Consider the following 17,994-nt stretch of genomic DNA (forward strand, 5'->3'; position numbering starts at 1 on the left):
CTAATTATTTAGCCGCCGTGGTTTCCGCAGCTGCCGGAGCGGCCGCTTTCTTAGGCTTCTCTTTGCCAGCCGATCGTTTGATGATACGCTGGTAGAAAAAGCTCAGGACATACTTGAAGTTCTTCAGGAAGTGCATTACTACCGGCCCCGAGAACAGCATATGCAGAAGACCGGGAACATCTTCTTTCTCGAAGAAGAACTTGCAGTCCCAGATGATACCTTTATCGCGTACGATGCCTTCCGCAACTAGAGTTTTCCCCTCAACTTTTATGTCGCTCTTGAACCAGTCAGCATACAACGCTTGCTTTCCTAGACCTCTCGACCATACTTTCATTCTTCGTACTCCACACTATCAGTTTTAGCTATCCACAGATGTAGCATTTTACAATATAACATATTCTTTTAGAACGTTCAATAGCGTGTTTGTCCCAATAGGGTCTCAGATTCGATATAACTTATTAAGGAGAATAATCCTCTGACATCTTTTTTAATGTTGAGTTGAACATTGTTCTTCCTAACCCCCTGTAGTTCCCCAAACGTTGAGTGACTTTTAATTTAATTACGGGATACCCCTGAAACCCGGTAGAAAAAAACTGTCCTGCACCACTCTTATTCTTGACTGTCATTGCGAGTCCTTCCTGGGAAGGATTCCATATACCGAAATGTCATGGAGGGACGACGTGGCAATCTCATGATGTCGCTGGCCGATGGATTGCCCGAACCCCCTGTAGTCCCCCAAACGTTGGGGGACTTAAAAAATCCGGGGGGCACCCCCGGTTACCCCGGAAGGAGCTTCTCCTTCACCTCTTTCTTTAAGATAACTCCTTTTCCAAAAGGAGGGAGAACTTAACGTTTGTCATAGAGAGGTGCAGGAGATTCCTCTCCTGACGGGGGATTTTGGGGGACACCCTCAAAATAAACTTTCCCCCAAGAATGGGGGATATAGGGGGTTGAGAGCAGAGCTTTGAGCCGAAGCTGGTTGGAGTCGCTGCAGCTATATCAAATCCGGCGCAGTAAAAAAATCGGGTGCACCCCTTGTGAGATGCACCCGATCCGGCGTCTGAATCTTTTTCTATATTACATCATGGAATAGCCGCCGCTGACGCTCAGCGTCTGGCCGGTGATAAAGCTTGCGGCATCGGATGCAAGGAATATCATCGCGTTGGAGATATCCTGAGATGTGCCGACCCTGCGAAGAGGATAGTTCTTTGCGATCTTGGCAACTACTTCGTCGGTGAAGAAACCGCGGGACAGCTTCCATCCGCTGTCATCGCCATACTCGTCAGCGCTGCCGGGTATGGTCACGCCCGGGCATACGACGTTGAGCCGGATGCCGAACTTGCCGGTCTCACGCGCGACAGCCTTGGTGAAGGCAATGACGGCGCCCTTGGTGCCGCCGTAAACGGCCTCTTTGAACTCGCCGACGCGGCCGGCATCGGAACCGGTGCTGACAATGACGCCCTTGCCCTGCTTCATCATCGGGCCGAGCACGGTCTTGGTGCAATTCAGCACGCTGCGATAGTTGATAGCGATAACCTTGTCCCAGAAATCGGGTCCGGTATCGACGAAGAGCTGCTGGATATCCCAGCCCACATTGTTGATGAGAACATCTACAGAGCCAAGCTCGTCAACGGTCTTCTGCACCATTGCTTCTACCTGGTCCAGCTTGGTCACGTCCGTCTTCGCTACGATAACCTTGGGGCTGCCTAGCTCTTTCGCTTTCCCGGCTACCTTCTGCGCCTGCTTATCATCAAGGTCCGCGATCATAATATTGCAGCCTTCTTTGGCAAAGCCCAGAACGATGCCGTATCCGATGTTCGATGCTCCTCCTGTGATTATTACATTCTTCCCCTTAAGACCTAGCTCCATGTACACTCCTCCTTCAATATTTTTACATTAGAGTTTATTTCAATCCGATACTAGCATCGGAATTACTCCCAAACAGATTACCCCCTCGGCAACCCCAGCCCCGCCGTCGCCAGAATATTGCGCTGTATCTCAGGCGTACCTCCGGCGAACAAGCAGCCCATATTGTTCAGGTAGTTGCCCGTCATATATCCGTCCATGGGCGCCTGCGGAGCGTGCCAGGCCAATGAGCCGTAGAGCCCCATTATCTCGGTCGCCGTCTTGGCCAGCTTGAAATAGACCTCGTCGCCGACGACCTTGGCTATCGACGCCTGGTAATGCGGAATCAAGCCTTTGGTAATCATCCATATGACGCGATAGGCCAGCAGACGCGAGGCCCTGACCTCGATAGCCATATCCGCAACCCTCTGACGAACGATAGGGTCCTTCGCCAGCGGCTTGCCTCCGTAGCTGGTGTTCTTGACGTAATCAATTATGTCGTCCAGCGCGCGCTGCGTTGAGCCTCCGATGGCCGCCAGCGTGCCGCGCTCGAAGCCGAGGATGGTCATCATGATGAGCCAGCCGCCGTTCTTGGGGCCGAGCATGTTCTCCTTGGGCACGCGCACGTTGTCGAAATATACCTCGCAGAAGCCGGGAGCGCCGCACATGTTTATTATCGGGCGCACCTCTATGCCCGGGGTCTTCATATCGATTAAAAAGAAGCTGATGCCTCTATGCTTCTTGGCGGTAGGATCCGTCCTGGTAGTCATGTAGCAGAGATCGCCGTGCAGGCCGAAGCTGATCCATATCTTCTGGCCGTTGATGACATAAGAATCGCCGTCCTCGACGGCGCTTGTCTGTATGCCCGCGGAATCTGAGCCGAAGTTAGGCTCGGAGAAGCACTGTATCCACATGACCTCGCCGTGCGCGATAGGGGACAGGTATTTATCTTTTTGCTCCTCGGTTCCGTGGACGAGGATCGTCGGGCCGACTATTCCGCTTCCGCCCTGGTCCATACGCGGCGCCCTGGCATAAGCCATCTCCTCGTTGAAGATGAGGTACTGCATCTCGGTGCCTTCCAGCCCCCCGTACTTCTTGGGCCAGAGGGTGGCTATCCACCCCTTCTCACCTATCTTGCGTGTGAACTGCTTGGTGAACTCCCACTCCTCGTCGCTCTCGCCGCCGTGGAGTACCTTGCGCTCGTATTTCGCGGGCAGTTCCTTCTTTAAAAAATCACGTATTTCCTGCCGAAAGGCTTCTTCTTCAGGGGTAAACGTAAAGTCCAAAACATCGCTCCTAGTCAATTAATAAAGGGCACAAGCCTCTACAATTCTATTGAAAAGGGTATATCCCGTCAAGTCCTCGACTGCCTTTGGCGGGTATCGGTAAGGTGGGAGCAGGATATGTTTTTCCGAACCCCTAAATCCCCCATACGTTGGGGAAATTAAAAAAATAGAGGGATAACTTACCTCATACAGATGCGACGCGCCTGCCCTCACCCTTACCCTCTCCCTGCGGAGGGAGAGGGAAGTAATTATTGATTAACACCCCCTTACCCCCTCTTCTAAAAAGAGGGGGGACTATCACGACCAAGACAGCAGTCGAATTATTTCAAAATCCTCTCATTTTATGATGGTTTACCATGTAAATAGAGGTACAGGAGACATAGTCTCTTGACAGGGTTTTAGGGGTGTCCCCTAATTCTTTTAAATTTCCCCCATGAGTGGGGGATAAAGGGGGTTGAGAGCATAGCTTTAAGCCGAGCTGGCTGGAGCCGCCGCAACTGTATAGGTGTGACTAGCTAACCTCTCTCTTAGAGAGATAGCTGTAATAGTATTTCGGTCGCCAACATCTCGAATCTGTCATCCTGAGCGAAGCAATAAATCTCGTCACTAGGCTAATTGAAAGTACGAGATACTTCGGCGCTGCCTCAGTATGACAAGTTAAAACAACTCACTACTTACTACACGCTACTCACTGATATTTTCTTGAACTTACGTTCGAAAATGTGTTAACATTAATATTTGTACAGGACAGAAAAACATATATGAAATACTCTTTAGGCATAGACATCGGCTCGGCCAGCGCCAAGTTGGCGCTGCTTGACGAGCAGGGCGAGATAGTGCACCTCGATATCGAGGAGATAACCGCCTCCCCCCAGGACGCGGTATCCTCCCTGCTCTCGCGCCTCAGCTCAAAGGTCAGCCTGGATGACATAACCACCGCCGGCGTCTCCGGCTCCGGCAAGGGCGTGATACCGGAGGACATGAACTGGTCAGTATACAGCAGTTCGCTGTCGATATCGGCAGGGCTGCTGCGCTTCCATCCCGACGCCAAGACGATCGTGCAGATAGGCGGGCAGACATCGCTGGTGATAGGGCTCGAGGACGGGCTCAAGAAGCCGTGGAAGGTGGCCTCCAACCCTCTATGCGCCGCCGGCACCGGACGTTTTCTCGACCAGCAATCGTATCGGCTGGGCATAAAGATAGAGGATTTCGCGGACGCGGCGCAGCAGATAGGAGAGACCGCGCCCCGGATAGCGGCCAGATGCAGCGTCTTCGCCAAGACCGACCTGATACACCTGCAGCAGAAGGGCATACCGCTCGGAGCGATGCTCAGAGGATTGTGCGATAGCATAGCGCGAGGCGTGGTCTCGCTGACCAAGGGGACATTCGCCGAGCCCATCTACTTCGTGGGCGGAGTAGCGGCCAACAGGGCCATCGTCGAATCGTTGGCGGAGGCCGTCTCGGCGCGCAACGGACATAAAGTCAAAGTAACCGTTCCCGACAACTGTTTCCATATCGAGGCCATCGGCTCGGCGCTGCTGGCGCAGGAGGCAGGGAAACAGTCGCGTGTTAAATTGCTGCCCAAGGCGGATGTAGAGCAGTGCTACTGGGAAACGCCGCCGCTGAGCCCCCTGACGCAGGAAACGACATTCAAGTATCGTAAAATCGACCAGCCGTTCAGCGGCTACCTTGGCGTGGATATAGGCTCGACCAGCACCAAGGCTGTGATACTGGATGAGTCCTGCAGGAACGTCATAGCCAAGAGCTACCTGATGACGGCGGGACGCCCCATCGAGGCCATACAGAACGTTTTCCGGAACCTGATCGCCGACGTGGGCGACAACGCGAATATACTCGGGGTCGGCATCACCGGATCCGGCAGATATCTGGTGGGCAGCTACATAGGCGCCGACCTCATCCGGAACGAGATAACGGCCCAGACGCGCGAAGCCGCCGAGGTGGACCCGGACGCGGACATCATCGAGATCGGCGGACAGGATTCGAAACTTGTCATAAAGCGGAACGGCGTCGTCGTGGACTACCAGATGAACAAGGCCTGCGCCGCGGGCACGGGCAGCTTCATCGACGAGCTGGCGGAACAGCTCGGGGTCAACGTCAAGAACGGCGACTTCGCCAGACTGGCATTTAAAGCCCCGCATACGATAGGACTCGGCTCGCGCTGCGCCGCCTTCATGGGACAGGCGGTGGCCTCGGCGCAGCAGGAGGGCGTACCGATAGAGATCATCTGCGCCAGCCTGGCCAATTCCATAGCCGCCAACTACCTGTCGAAGGTAGTCAGCCGGCGCAAGCTGGGCGATAAGGTCATACTGACCGGGGCCGTATTCTACAACGACGCCGTGGTATCGGCATTCAAGCAGGCCCTGCCCGGCAAGACCATCATCGTCCCCGAGCACAAGGAGGTCAGCGGCGCCATGGGCGCGGCCCTCCTGGCCAGGGAGATGCTGAACTCGGCGCCGTCGCGCTTCAAAGGCTTCCAGCAGGTCATCGACCGCGAATATAAGCTGTCGAACTTCATATGCAAGGGCTGCGAGAACAACTGCACCATCAGCCGTTTGGACATCGAGGGCGAGCACGCCACCTTCTACGGCAGCAGGTGCGACAAATACGACAGCTCGGTGCTCAAGGAAAAGCAGGAGCCGACGCCCTTCGACGAGCGGGAAAAGCTGCTGTTCAAGGAATATAGAATGGGGATGGGCACCGGGCACACAGTGGGAATACCCCGGTCGCTCATCGTTTACGATTTCGCGCCGCTTCTCCTCGGCTTCCTGAACGACCTCAACGTAAAGGTTGTTCTCTCAAATAAGACCAACAAGCATATCACGGAGCAGGCCTGCGAGATGAGCTACACGGACAGCTGTTTCCCCGTCAAGCTGCTGCACGGCCACGCCGCGAGCCTGGAAGACGTAGATTATATACTGTATCCCAGCGCCATACGCCTGGGGCCCAAGGACGGCGACGAGAACCAGAAGTACTCCTGTCCGCTGGTGCAGGCCTCGCCATACATCATCAGCGAAGCACTCAATCTTGAAGATAAGATGCTGATTCCCACACTGGACTTCAGCATGGGCGACGACGATGTCATCAGGAACTTAACCGATGTAGCCGTGAAGATGGGATTCAGCCGCGCCAAGGGCGGGAAGGCCGCGCTGGCCGGGCTCAGGGCGCTGCGCGAATTCGAGGCAGCCTCTGTCGAAGCGGGCAAGCGGATTCTCGGCGAGATACATAAGAATAACAAGACGGGCGTGGTGATAATGGCGCGCTCCTACATGTCGCAGGACTCCGGCGCCAACCTCGGCATCGCCAAAGAACTGGCCGACCTGGGCGTAGTACCCATACCCATGGATTTTCTGGACCTTCAATCAGTTAATGCCAAGGACTATTCCGACCGCCCGTACTGGTACTACGAGAGCAAGCACATCTCGGCCGCGTCCATCGTGGCCAACGATCCGCAGTTGTACGGGCTTATATTAACCAACTTCGGATGCGGCCCCAACTCGTTCATCATCAAGATGGCCTCCGACATAATGGGCATCAAGCCCATGGGGCAGCTGGAGATAGACGAGCACGCCGCGGAGGCCGGGTTGATAACGCGGCTCGAGGCCTTCGTGGATACGATAAACAGCTACTCGAAGAGCGGCAAGTCCTCTCAGAGCGCGGGCAAGGAGATATACCGCTCCGTTCATACCCTGGACAACAAGGGACAGACCATCATGCTTCCCAGCATGTGCTCGCACGCCGGGATGCTGGCCGCGGCCATGCGCGCCTTCGGCGTGAAGGCCTTCGTGCTGCCGGAGACGACCGAGCGCTCATTCCAGTTGAGCAACAGGGTTACCGAAGGCACGGAATGCCTGCCGTACCGCGTGACGCTGGGCGATTTCATATACTTCCTGCAGGAGAGCGGCCACAAGGATATCGATCTTAAGAACGTGGAAGGGTTCATGCCCAGCGCCTTCGGTCCCTGCCGCTTCGGCAAGTATGCCGTGGAGCAGGTGCGCGCCCTCAAGGAACTGGGATTCGATATGCCGTTCCGCACCACGGTATCGAACAACGCCTACCGCGACCTGGGTCTGGGCAACGCCTTCGAGCGCCTGGCGTGGAAGGGAATGGTGGCCATGGACCACCTGGAGCGGATACTCTGGCGCACCCGCCCTTACGAGAAGACCCCCGGAGCCGCCGACGCCCTCTTCAAGAAATACAGCGATCTCCTCATAGAACGCATCGAGCAGCAGAAAGACTTCAACGACGTGATGCAGTATGCAGCGAAAGAGGCCGCGGAGATCATCGACAGGAACATACCGCGGAAGCCGCTGGTGGGCATCAACGGCGAGATATTCCTGCGCACAAACAAATTCAGCAACTGCGACCTGGCGCGCGAGTGCGAGAGGGCCGGGCTTGAGGTCATCATATCGCCGATGGGGGAGTGGCTGAACTACATCACGCACCGCCACATCGAGGACGGCGTGCGCGAGAGACAGCTCAAGAAAACCATAAAAGGCTACATCAAGAAGGTGATACAGGACAGGGACGAACGCTCCGTAGCAGTTAACGTCAACGGTTTCCTTGACATAAAAGACCCGACTATCAAGGAGGTACTATCCCTATCCGGCGAGTACCTCTCGGCAAAGTGCGGCAGCGAGGCCGTGCTCAGCCTGGGCTCCGGCATCGAGTGGCTGGAGAACCCGGCCTTCGCCGGCGTCATATCCGTTATGCCGCACGGCTGCATGCCCGGCGGCATCGTGGCCGCCATGTCGGAGCGTCTCAGCGAGATGCATGGCAAGCCCTGGATAAACCTGACCTACGACGGCACCATGGAGACCAACAACTCGGAACGCATCAGCAACTTCGCCGAGATCATCAGGTTCTGTGCCGGTCAGCATATTTAACTCACCCTTGTCCCTCTCTTTCACAAAGAGAGGGTAGCAATCCCCACCATCTACAGCTGCGGCGCGCAGATATATTCGTATGTGCACTGGACTTCGTCCGTGCACATACATTAAGGTTCGCTAAATGCTATACACCAGAGGTGAAGGAGAAGCTCCTTCCGGGGGATACAGGGGGAGTCCCCCTGTTTTATTTCGTCCCCCAACGTTTGGGGGACCACAGGGGGTTCGGATATCCATCGGCCAGCGACAACCGTGCGGGCGTATCGCGATACGCCCCTACTACACGCTACACGCTACTCACTACCCGCTACCCACTACACGCTAAATGCAAAGACTGCTATAATTTTAGATGGCCCATCACATAAGAAAGGTAATATCATCGCCGCGTTCAAACCGGCGTATCATAGAACAAAAGATGTTTCGAGAAGTTATCCTGCCCGATGAAATACCGGGGAAGCTGTACCTGCACAGCATGCCCGGCCGCTATGAGAAGCTCTCCAGATCGTGGCAGGAGATTAGATCGCTGTCCATCGACGAGATACTCTCGATGGTATCGATGAAAGAGACCGAGCAGAAATCCCCCTTCTACGCCGAGGCTATTAAACGCAACGACATACCCTGTGAATACGTTCCATACCCGATAACGGACGCCGGCATCCCGGACGACCACCACGATTTCGCGCGATTCGTGGAGGAAGCCGCCAAAAGGATTCAGGAGAACAAGCGCCTACTGATACACTGCAGCGCCGGCATAGGCAGGACGGGCACTATGGCTTGCTGTATCCTGATAGCGATGGGAATGTCGGAAGACGAAGCCGAGGCGGCGGTGCGCAAGGCTGTGGCCCGCCCGGAGACCGTCGAGCAGAGGGCGTTCGTGCACTGGTACGCGCAGCACAAGGCAAAGTAAGAACGAACTCACCCTTGTCCCTCTCTTTATCAAAGAGAGGGCAGCAATCCCCGCCGCAACCACGTCCCCCGTAGGGGCGAGGTCGCCTCGCACACTGTCATTGCGAGCGAAGCGAAGCAATCTCCTTTACCGCATGCCATACAAACGACGAGATTGCCGCGTCGTCCTTCCGTATATTCCTAACGGGGAATCCTTCCATGCAATATTGATCATGGAAGGACTCGCAATGACAAAATAGACCGGGGGATGCCGGAGGGTGTACACTTTACTTATGGACACCCCCACCCCAAAGCTGATCGCCCGCGCCCGCGAGCTGGGCATGGAGACGTGCGTCCCGTTCGAGGCGTTCCTCTTGAAACCGGAGCAGAGGATACGCGACCTGTGCTATGAGAACAAGTGCGGCAAATTCAAGAACCACTACATGTGCCCGCCCTATGTCGGAACGATAGAATCGATAGAGAAAAAACTGCTGGAGTTCCGCAATGGCATCCTCCTGCAATATTCCAAAGCCTTAGACGTGAAGAACGACGCCGCCGGCCTGATCCAGAGCAAATTAGAGTTCCATGAGAAGATACTCGCGCTGGAGCACTACGCCGATAGCTGCGGTCTGCCGCGCGCGATGGGGATGATTGGCGGCAGCTGCGAGCTGTGCTCTGTTTGCAAGGCAAAAACAAAAGAGCCCTGCCCGTATCCGGCAAAGGCCAAGATGTCTTTGGAGTCCATTGCCGTGGATGTGATGGCGCTGATGGAACGGCTGGGGGTCGAGGGGGAGTTCAGGGCGGACCGCGTCAAGTGGACGGGGTGTGTGATGTTTTAATATTAAGTTTCTGAAGGACTTCGCTACTTATAGATAACAAATAACTATTTGTAGAATATTACCCCAGCAATCCATTGACCAGTCCTTTCATTTGAGTTAGAGTAAAAACATCAAATGACAGAGCGTATTAAAGTATCAAATCAGTTTTCGCCCTCAGAAAGCATCGTATTATACCACGGTGATTGTCTTAAGCTGCTTAAAGCAATCCCAGACAATTTTATTCAGCTAATTGTAACCTCACCCCCATATAATATAGGCAAGCAGTATGAGAAGAAGTTAAAACTAAGTAAATACCTCGAACAGCAAGCGTTAGTTATTAAAGAATGTGCCCGAGTGCTTTCCGACAATGGTAGTATTTGCTGGCAGGTAGGCAATTACGTCGAAGACGGCTTTATTGTGCCTTTAGACGCAGTTCTATATCATATTTTTGCAGACCTGGATTTAAAGATGCGTAATCGGATTATTTGGCACTTTGAGCATGGGTTACATTGCAGTCGTAGATTTTCTGGCCGCTATGAGACAATCATGTGGTTCACAAAATCTGAAAATTATACATTTAATTTAGATCCCGTCAGAGTTCCACAGAAATACCCTGGGAAGAAATATTTTAAAGGCCCCAAATCCGGGCAGTATTCATGCAATCCTCTCGGTAAAAATCCTAGCGATGTATGGATTATTCCCAATGTTAAAAGCAATCACATAGAAAAGACTGAGCATCCATGTCAATTCCCCGTCGAATTAATTGAACGTCTCATTCTCTCAATGACAAATGAGGGTGACTGGGTATTTGACCCCTTTTTAGGAACGGGTACTTCTATCATTGCAGCTATCCGGCATAAACGTAAAGGAGCAGGAGCTGAAACATTAGAAAAATATGCACAATTAGCGCAAAGTAGAATTCAGCAAGAGCTTGCAGGCAACTTGAAAACAAGACCTATGAACAAACCTATATATGACCCAGTTCTTTACAAAAATAGCTTAACTAGCTCTCCTTGGGATAAAGGTAAACCAGTAGATCAATATGTATTATTAGAGAAAAAATCTAGGAAACAGAGGTATAAAGTTAAATGAAGATTGTTGAAACGTATTCACATTTAAATGGCCTCGAGTTCCTTATTGTTCACAAGCCTGCGCTATGGCAAGAAATACAATCCGTAATTGCCAAGGTGGATGCCACCAAATGTAAAACAAAAGTCTCTAAAGAAAAAAGAATGGAGGGCGATTTACTCTATAGCCCCATTGAAATGAATGCTGAATACAAGAAACTCCTGCGAGCAAAGAAGTGGGAGGAAAGCCGTGTCAGTTATTGGGTAACTAAAAGCGAAAAACTGATTAGGAAAACTCTGACCATGTCCCCTGACGAACAGAAGAAGGAAATTAAAGCAGCCGGTGAAACCCCTATTTTTAGCTACAATCAAACAGATTTTGTCAAAGAACGAGTAGCAATTGAAATTCAATTCGGGAAATATGCTTTCGTAGCATATGACTTGTTCGTTAAGCACCTCGCATTTTACGTCGGCGACCACATCGACGTTGGTATAGAAATACTCCCGATGAAAACACTACAGTCCAACATGAGTTCGGGCGTCGCCTACTACGAAGGTGAATTCTATAATGTCGTAAGACAAGGGCGCGGCGTCCCAGCAGTTCCATTAATCATAATCGGAATAGACTCGTAAGACTGAGAAACTTCGTTCAACCGTTGGTGTCCCCACTTCGTTTAACATAACCGTTTCCAAACGTAAAAATCCGTTCGCGGCAATTGACGGAAACTTGCAACGGCGTGAGGCCAACCTTAAATGTCGAAATTTGATGGTAATATCGTCATATTATAAAAACATGTCTAAGATATCGACATATTTTCACCACCACATCCTACACCAACTTGAAATAACAAATTGTGACTTCAAGATTTTGAACTCATCGGGATTCAATTGAAACATGAAATCATCCGGGAAGCGATCTATATTGACATCCCGGCGGGGAAGGTTATATATTAGCACTAGAATCACGATTAGAGGCCAACCAAAGGGTTCCGTCCCGCGGTAATGCCTCTTTTTTATTTTCTCTCTGCATATTCTAATTTGCCTCTGATATCGTTCATAAACACCATGTGCGGCCTGAGCTTCCTGAAAAGGGAAGATTATATGATCGCCCTAATTCTACTAAAGACGACCGTCGAGACGAACACAGGATTCGCCCCTGCCTGACATACAAATCGCAAACGTTAACATACTCACAATATGGAAGCCTGCCCCACTTCGTTTAACATAACCTAAATTGAACGTAAAAATCCGTTCGCGGCAATTGACGGAAACCCCAAAATTTAGTACTCTTACACTGGCGTGCCTATATCATTGTCAAAAATATTAAGGAGGGCTAATGATAGGTATTACTTCATTCGGTGCCTACATCCCCTGGCACCGTCTAGACCGACAGCAATTCCTTAAAGCCTGGGGAGGGTTCGCCATCCCCGGCGAGAGGTCGGTGGCGTATTACGACGAGGACAGCGTAACGATGGCCGTCGAAGCGTCGATGAACTGCTTAAAGGGATTCGATGCGACAAAGATCGACGGTCTTTATTTTGCCACTACGACAGCACCATACAAAGAGAAACAGTCCGCCGCAACGATGCGATTGGCATTGAACATGCGCGACGACGTGCGCACCGCGGACCTGACCACATCATTGCGATGCGGATCGACGGGCCTGCTCATGGCCTACGAGGCCATTAAGGCCGGGACGCTGAACAGCGTGCTGGTGGCCGCGGCCGACTGCCGCATAGCGGCCCCTTCGGGCATGACCGAGCAGAGCCTGGGCGACGGAAGCGCGGCGTTCCTGCTGGGCAAGAAGGACGTGGTCGCCGAGATACTGTGCACCTATTCCACATCCGACGATCTCTGCGCCACATGGCGCGGCGAGAACGACACGTTCGTTCGATTCTGGGAAGAGCGCATGGTCATGGACGAGGGCTGGTCCAAGCTCGTGCCCATTGCCATCAATGCCCTGCTGGCCAAGGCCAAACTGACGACCGCAGATATCACCAAGGCCGTCTTCGATCCCCCCGGCGACGCGCGCAGGCACGGCAAGACGGCGACACAGCTTGGCTTCAAGCCGGAACAGCTACAAGACCCGTACGGCCTGTTCCTTAACATGGGCATGACCGGCGCGGCCATGGCTCCGCAGATGCTCTCGGCGTGTTTAGAGCAGGCGAAACCGGGCGACGTGATTCTGTACGCGGGGTACGGCAACGGGGTGGACGCCATGATACTCAAGGTAACCGATAATATCACCAAGCTCCCCGAGCGCCGCGGCCTGATCAAACACCTCTTCGTTAAGAAATCATTCGATAACTACAACAGCATGATCAAGTGGCGCGACATAGTGCCACTGGAGGCCGCGAGACGGCCGGATAAGCAGCACATACGCATGTCGGCCAACTGGCGCGACCGCAAGGTCCTCTTAGGCCTCTGGGGCGTAAAGTGCAAGAAGTGCAAGACCGTACAGTACGACAACGGCGCCATGAGCACGCCTCCGATACGCGTGTGCGCCAAGTGCCAGGCCCAGGACAACTTCGAGGACTACTGCTTCCAGGGCAAGACGGGCACCGTGTTCAGCTACACGCACGACCAGCTGGCGCCGGTCATCGATCCGCCCGCGTCCGTGGTGCTGGTGGACTTCGAGGGCGGCGGCAGGGCCTTCTTCGACCTCACCGACAGAAACCCGGATGAGATTCAGGTGGGCACCAAGGTCGAGTTCACCTTCAGGAAACTTCAGGTCGACAGGGGACTGACCAACTACTTCTGGAAAGTCCGCCCGGCGAGGTATTAGAAGGAGACGGATGAGATGAGCGGAAGCATTAAAGATAGAGTTGCAATAGTCGGCATGGGCTGCACCAAGTTCGGCGAGCTCTGGACCAGAGGCCCCGCCGATATGATAATCGACGCGGTGACCGAAGCCTACCAGGACGCCGGCGTAACGGCAAAAGACATACAGGCGGCATGGGTCGGGACGCTGTTCTCCGGCAACGGAGGACGCGCCATCAGCGAGCCGTTAAAGCTGCAATATATACCGGTCACGCGCGTTGAAAACGCCTGCGGATCGGGACATGAGGCGCTTCGAGGCGCGGCCTACTCCATAGCCGCAGGGATCTACGACGTGGTACTGGCGGTGGGCTATGAGAAGCTCAAGGACGAGGGCGCCAGCGGACTCCCGGGAATGGAGAACCGCACCAACACCCACTACCAGTCCAGCATGCCGGGCGTGTTCGCCATGATGGCCACCAGGTACTTCAACCGCTACGGCCTCACCCCTGATGAGGGCAAGAGGATGCTGGCCAAGATCTCCGTAAAGAGCCACCATAACGGCAAGTTGAACCCCAAGGCGCACCTGCAAAGGGAGCTGACCATAGACCAGGTGCTGGGAGCCCCCATCATCGCCTGGCCGCTGGGGCTCTTTGACTGCTGCGGCGTCAGCGACGGGGCGGCGGCGGCCATACTGGTACGCGCAGAGGATGCCAAGAAGTACCGCAAGGACCCCGTTTACTTCAAATCGATGCAGATATCGGCGAGCCCCACATCGGGACGCATGCTCACCGATTTCGACTATACCCACGTGGAAGAGGCCTACCGCGCCGGCGTGGCCGCCTACAAGGAGGCCGGCATCAAGGACCCGCGCAAGGAGGTCAGCATGGCCGAGGTGCACGACTGCTTCTCCATCACCGAGGCTGTTACCATGGAGGACCTGCAGTTCAGCAAGAGGGGCAAGGTCAAGGAAGACCTGGAGGCCGGATTCTTCGAGCTGACGGGCGGCCTTCCCGTCCAGCCCGACGGCGGACTGAAGTGCTTCGGGCATCCCATCGGCGCCTCCGGCATCAGGATGATCTACGAGCTGTACCTGCAATTGCAGGGCCGGGCGGACAAGCGCCAGATAAAGAATCCGACGATAGGGCTGGCGCACAACATGGGCAACGAGCCCTACGCGCCCGTGGTCAGCGTAGTTATAGTAGGGACATAGAACCTTAAAAAAATAGGTGGTAACGTAGAGACGCAACATATTGCGTCTCTACACGATGACCGATATATAAAGGGCAGACACGCAGGTCTGCCCCTACGTCGATTCCGTGTAGGGGCGAACCTATGTGTTCGCCCGCAGCGTGGATTCCGGCCTTCGCCGGAATGACGGGGTGGAACAGGGTGTCATGCAAGGGCGAGATGACCTCGCTCCTACATACAGAGGTACAGGAGACAGCGTCTCCTGACGGGGTAATAGGGGTGTCCCCTAATTTAAAATTCCCCCAAGAGTGGGGGATAAAGGGGGTTGAGAGCATAGCTTTAAGCCCAGCCGGCTAGAACGAGATTGCCGCGTCGCCCTTCCGCATTTCGGAAGGACTCCTCGCAATGACAATCCGTAATACAGAGGTACCCCGATGAATCGGGGACGGGGTGATAGGGGTGTCCCCTAACTAAAATAAAAGTCCCCCAACGTATGGGGGACTACAGGGGGTTCGGTCAATCGACCGCCCTTCGAACCTTATAGTATAATTACAACGGTTACTTCTTAAACCGAATAAAAAAAGGAGGTTTGATAACAGATAATGGGAATGTTAGATGGAAAAGTTGCAATAGTCACCGGCGCCGGACGCGGACTGGGCAGGGCGCACGCGCTCTTCCTGGCCCAAGCCGGAGCCAAGGTGGTAGTTAACGACCTCGGCGGCGCTGCGGACGGCTCCGGAGCCTCCGCCACACCGGCGGAAGAGGTTGTTGCCGAGATCAAGAAGGGCGGCGGGGATGCCGTAGCCAGCCCCGAGAGCGTTACCGAGTGGGACTCCTCCAAGAAGATCATCGACCTGGCAATCAGCAAGTTCGGCAAGCTGGACATCCTGGTCAACAACGCGGGCTTCCTGCGCGACAGAATGACCTTCAAGATGAGCGAGCAGGAATTCGACGCGGTGATCAAGGTACACCTCAAGGGCACCTTCAACTGCGGCAGATGGGCCTGCATCCACTGGTACGAGCAGAGCAAGGCCGGGCAGAAAGTGGCCGGACGAATCATCAACACCGTCTCCCATGCCGGACTCGGCGGCAACGCCGGACAGCCAAACTACGGCGCGGCCAAGGGCGGCATCGCGTCCCTGACCATGGTGTGGGGCCGTGAGATGGCCAAGTACGGCGTCACAGCCAACGCGGTGGCCCCTATGGCGCGCAGCAGGATGACGCTGGGCTCCGACATGACTAGAGGCATCATGGGCGAAGAAGCCCCCAAGGAAGGCTTCGACAAGTGGGCCCCCGAGAACCTCTCTCCGCTGGTGGTCTACCTGGGCAGCACCGAGGCCGGGGACATCACCGGGCGCATCTTCACAGTAACGGGCGGCAAGGTGCAGGTATTCATCCCGTGGACCCCGGGACCTGCCATCGACCTGGGCGAGAAGCGCTGGACAGAAGAAGAGCTTCACAAGAGGATCCGCGAGCTCGGCGACCTCAGCATGCCTCCGTTCCCTCTATGAACAATTAAATTAAATATCGAACAAAAACCGGGGGTGGCTTCACACCCTCGGTTTTTTATTTTCGGGCGAGACGACCTCGCCCCTACAACGTCGATTTATAATTATGATGTTCCGTAAAAAAGAGGTGAAGGAGAAGCTCCTTCCGGGGGCGACCGGGGGTGTCCCCCGGTTTTTTCTATTGTTCCCCCAACGTCTGGGGGACTACAGGGGGTTCGGGATAGCATTCACCCGAACCTTAGAGCCGCCGCCCCTCAAGGGAGAGGTTAGTTGAAAAAGAGAGGTGCAGGAGAATCATCTCCTGACGGGGTTATAGGGGTGTCCCCTAACTAAATTAAAAATCCCCCAAGAGTGGGGGATAAAGGGGGTTGAGAGCAGAGCTTTAAGCCAAGCTGGCTACAGCCTCCGCTGCTCCAGCGGCATATACAGATTATCGCAATTCTTGCACAGCTCATTCTCGACCTTGTTCTCGATGAATTCCTTGCGCAGCGACTGAATCCGTTCGCCATTCCAGATATCAGACAGCGATTGTTCTGCCATATTGCCCAGCACATACCTGCCGTTGTAGTCGTAGCAGCAGGGGAGGACATCCCCGTTCCAGGCGATCGTCATAACCTCCCAGGGCAGGGTGCAGGTAACCGCAGATTTATCCGCGAACTGGCACGTGCAGTTGTGCGGCAGAGCGTGCACATCCTCCGCGTTGCCGTCCCACGTGGAGAACTCCTTATATATGAACTGGTCTACGCCCTCGCGCCGGTCCCAGTAGCTGGCCATCCTGTACATGCTCTCCTCGTTCATCTTGAAATCGATCATGGACACGATAACCTTGATGCGGCTGCGGCTCTTCACCTTGCGGGCGAGGAAATCGATGAGATTATCATGCGACATTCCATACGCCTTCTTCACGCCGCGGATCTTGTGGAACGACTCGTCGTCGTGGCCGTCGAGGGACATGCACAGCATATACGGCCTGGATCTCAGCAGCACATCGATAACCTCATATTGCAGCATGATCGGATTGATGGACAGGGCGGGGCGCACGCCTTTAGAGACAGCATACGCGATGCAGTCGCCGAAGCGCGGGTGCAGCAGGCTCTCCCCGAAGTGATGCAGCCAAACTAAACGATTGTCGACGTATTCGCCATTGGCCGACACGAGCTCGTCGATGGCGCGCTGATATAGCTCAAACGACATGAACCCCTGCTCGCGCGTCATGTTCTTCGTGCGCGGGCACATGATGCACTTCATCGGGCACTTGTTAGTCAGCTCGATGTTGTATATGCCGAAGGGGTGGTCGGCACGCGGCGACCGCTCTTTCGGAGGAATAACCTTGAAGATGTTTTCAGTGCCCATGCGATTAAACTTTCGACTGCAATTATTATAACAGGGAACAAACCACGCCTCATACAGCTGCGACGCGCAATACGAATTGTAGGGGCACGGTCCTTCCATGATATTTGGTCATATGGAAGGATGCCCCTACGGTTGGGCGGGCGAATACAAGATTCGCCCCTACAAGATACGTGGACGCACGAACTCACCCTGGCCCTCTCTTTGTTAAAGAGAGGGTAACTAACTGACAGAGGTACCCCGATGAATCGGGGACGGGGTTTTAGGGGTATCCCCTAACCTTATAGCCTCCTTCCGCAGAATCCTTCTAAATAGTATTATCATGGAAGGAAACGTATGGGGGACTACAGGGGGTTCGGTCAATAGGAAGCATTGACCTGATC

Annotated in this window: 12 protein-coding genes and 1 pseudogene; 8 read left to right on the forward strand and 5 right to left on the reverse strand. The window is 54.2% G+C overall.

Going from position 1 to position 17,994, the window contains the following annotated elements; translation table 11 throughout:
• Positions 1-4: 4 nt before the first annotated feature.
• From WC562_00205 to WC562_00215, 3 genes are all read right to left on the reverse strand, one after another.
• The gene (locus tag WC562_00205; GenBank protein MFA5054588.1) at positions 5-334 is read right to left on the reverse strand and encodes a hypothetical protein; all 330 of its coding nucleotides are present in this window, start codon (positions 332-334) and stop codon (positions 5-7) included.
• Between the two features lie 743 nt (positions 335-1,077).
• Entirely contained in the window at positions 1,078-1,869 is a 792-nt protein-coding gene (locus WC562_00210) for an SDR family oxidoreductase (GenBank protein MFA5054589.1), read from the reverse strand.
• A gap of 77 nt (positions 1,870-1,946) precedes the next feature.
• Positions 1,947-3,131, reverse strand: a complete 1,185-nt coding sequence (locus WC562_00215; protein MFA5054590.1) for an acyl-CoA dehydrogenase family protein — start codon at positions 3,129-3,131, stop codon at positions 1,947-1,949.
• A 761-nt stretch (positions 3,132-3,892) separates the two neighbouring features.
• On the opposite strand from WC562_00215, the gene WC562_00220 reads away from it, so the two are divergent.
• The 5 genes from WC562_00220 (at position 3,893) to WC562_00240 (ending at position 11,438) form a co-directional block, all read left to right on the forward strand.
• A complete protein-coding gene (locus tag WC562_00220) occupies positions 3,893-8,035 on the forward strand; it encodes an acyl-CoA dehydratase activase (GenBank protein ID MFA5054591.1) in 4,143 nt (1,380 codons plus the stop codon).
• A gap of 415 nt (positions 8,036-8,450) precedes the next feature.
• A complete protein-coding gene (locus WC562_00225) occupies positions 8,451-8,942 on the forward strand; it encodes a protein-tyrosine phosphatase family protein (GenBank protein ID MFA5054592.1) in 492 nt (163 codons plus the stop codon).
• Between the two features lie 256 nt (positions 8,943-9,198).
• Positions 9,199-9,759, forward strand: coding sequence for a DUF2284 domain-containing protein (locus WC562_00230; GenBank protein MFA5054593.1), 561 nt, complete (start codon positions 9,199-9,201; stop codon positions 9,757-9,759).
• Between the two features lie 114 nt (positions 9,760-9,873).
• The gene (locus WC562_00235; protein MFA5054594.1) at positions 9,874-10,830 is read left to right on the forward strand and encodes a site-specific DNA-methyltransferase; all 957 of its coding nucleotides are present in this window, start codon (positions 9,874-9,876) and stop codon (positions 10,828-10,830) included.
• On the forward strand, positions 10,827-11,438 hold the full coding sequence (locus tag WC562_00240; GenBank protein MFA5054595.1) for a BglII/BstYI family type II restriction endonuclease: 612 nt from the start codon (positions 10,827-10,829) through the stop codon (positions 11,436-11,438). The genes WC562_00235 and WC562_00240 overlap by 4 nt, the downstream gene beginning before the upstream one ends.
• A 201-nt stretch (positions 11,439-11,639) precedes the next feature.
• On the opposite strand, the pseudogene WC562_00245 reads toward WC562_00240, so the two are convergent.
• Positions 11,640-11,729, reverse strand: a pseudogene (locus tag WC562_00245) (ORF6N domain-containing protein).
• A 412-nt stretch (positions 11,730-12,141) separates the two neighbouring features.
• Here WC562_00245 and WC562_00250 point away from each other — a divergent pair.
• The 3 genes from WC562_00250 (at position 12,142) to WC562_00260 (ending at position 16,264) form a co-directional block, all read left to right on the forward strand.
• Positions 12,142-13,590, forward strand: coding sequence for an OB-fold domain-containing protein (locus WC562_00250; protein MFA5054596.1), 1,449 nt, complete (start codon positions 12,142-12,144; stop codon positions 13,588-13,590).
• 15 nt (positions 13,591-13,605) lie between these two features.
• Positions 13,606-14,775, forward strand: a complete 1,170-nt coding sequence (locus tag WC562_00255) for an acetyl-CoA acetyltransferase (protein MFA5054597.1) — start codon at positions 13,606-13,608, stop codon at positions 14,773-14,775.
• A gap of 580 nt (positions 14,776-15,355) precedes the next feature.
• Positions 15,356-16,264 carry an SDR family oxidoreductase gene (locus tag WC562_00260; protein MFA5054598.1) on the forward strand — a complete coding sequence of 303 codons (909 nt, stop codon included), beginning with the start codon at positions 15,356-15,358 and terminating at the stop codon, positions 16,262-16,264.
• Positions 16,265-16,657: 393 nt separating this feature from the next.
• Here the strand turns inward: WC562_00260 and WC562_00265 are convergent, their stop codons facing one another.
• Positions 16,658-17,614: a radical SAM/SPASM domain-containing protein gene (locus WC562_00265; GenBank protein MFA5054599.1), complete on the reverse strand. Its 957-nt coding sequence runs from the start codon at positions 17,612-17,614 to the stop codon at positions 16,658-16,660.
• Positions 17,615-17,994 lie beyond the last annotated feature (380 nt).

The sequence above is a fragment of the Dehalococcoidia bacterium genome (genome assembly GCA_041649635.1).
Taxonomy (GTDB): Bacteria; Chloroflexota; Dehalococcoidia; order E44-bin15; family E44-bin15; genus JAYEHL01.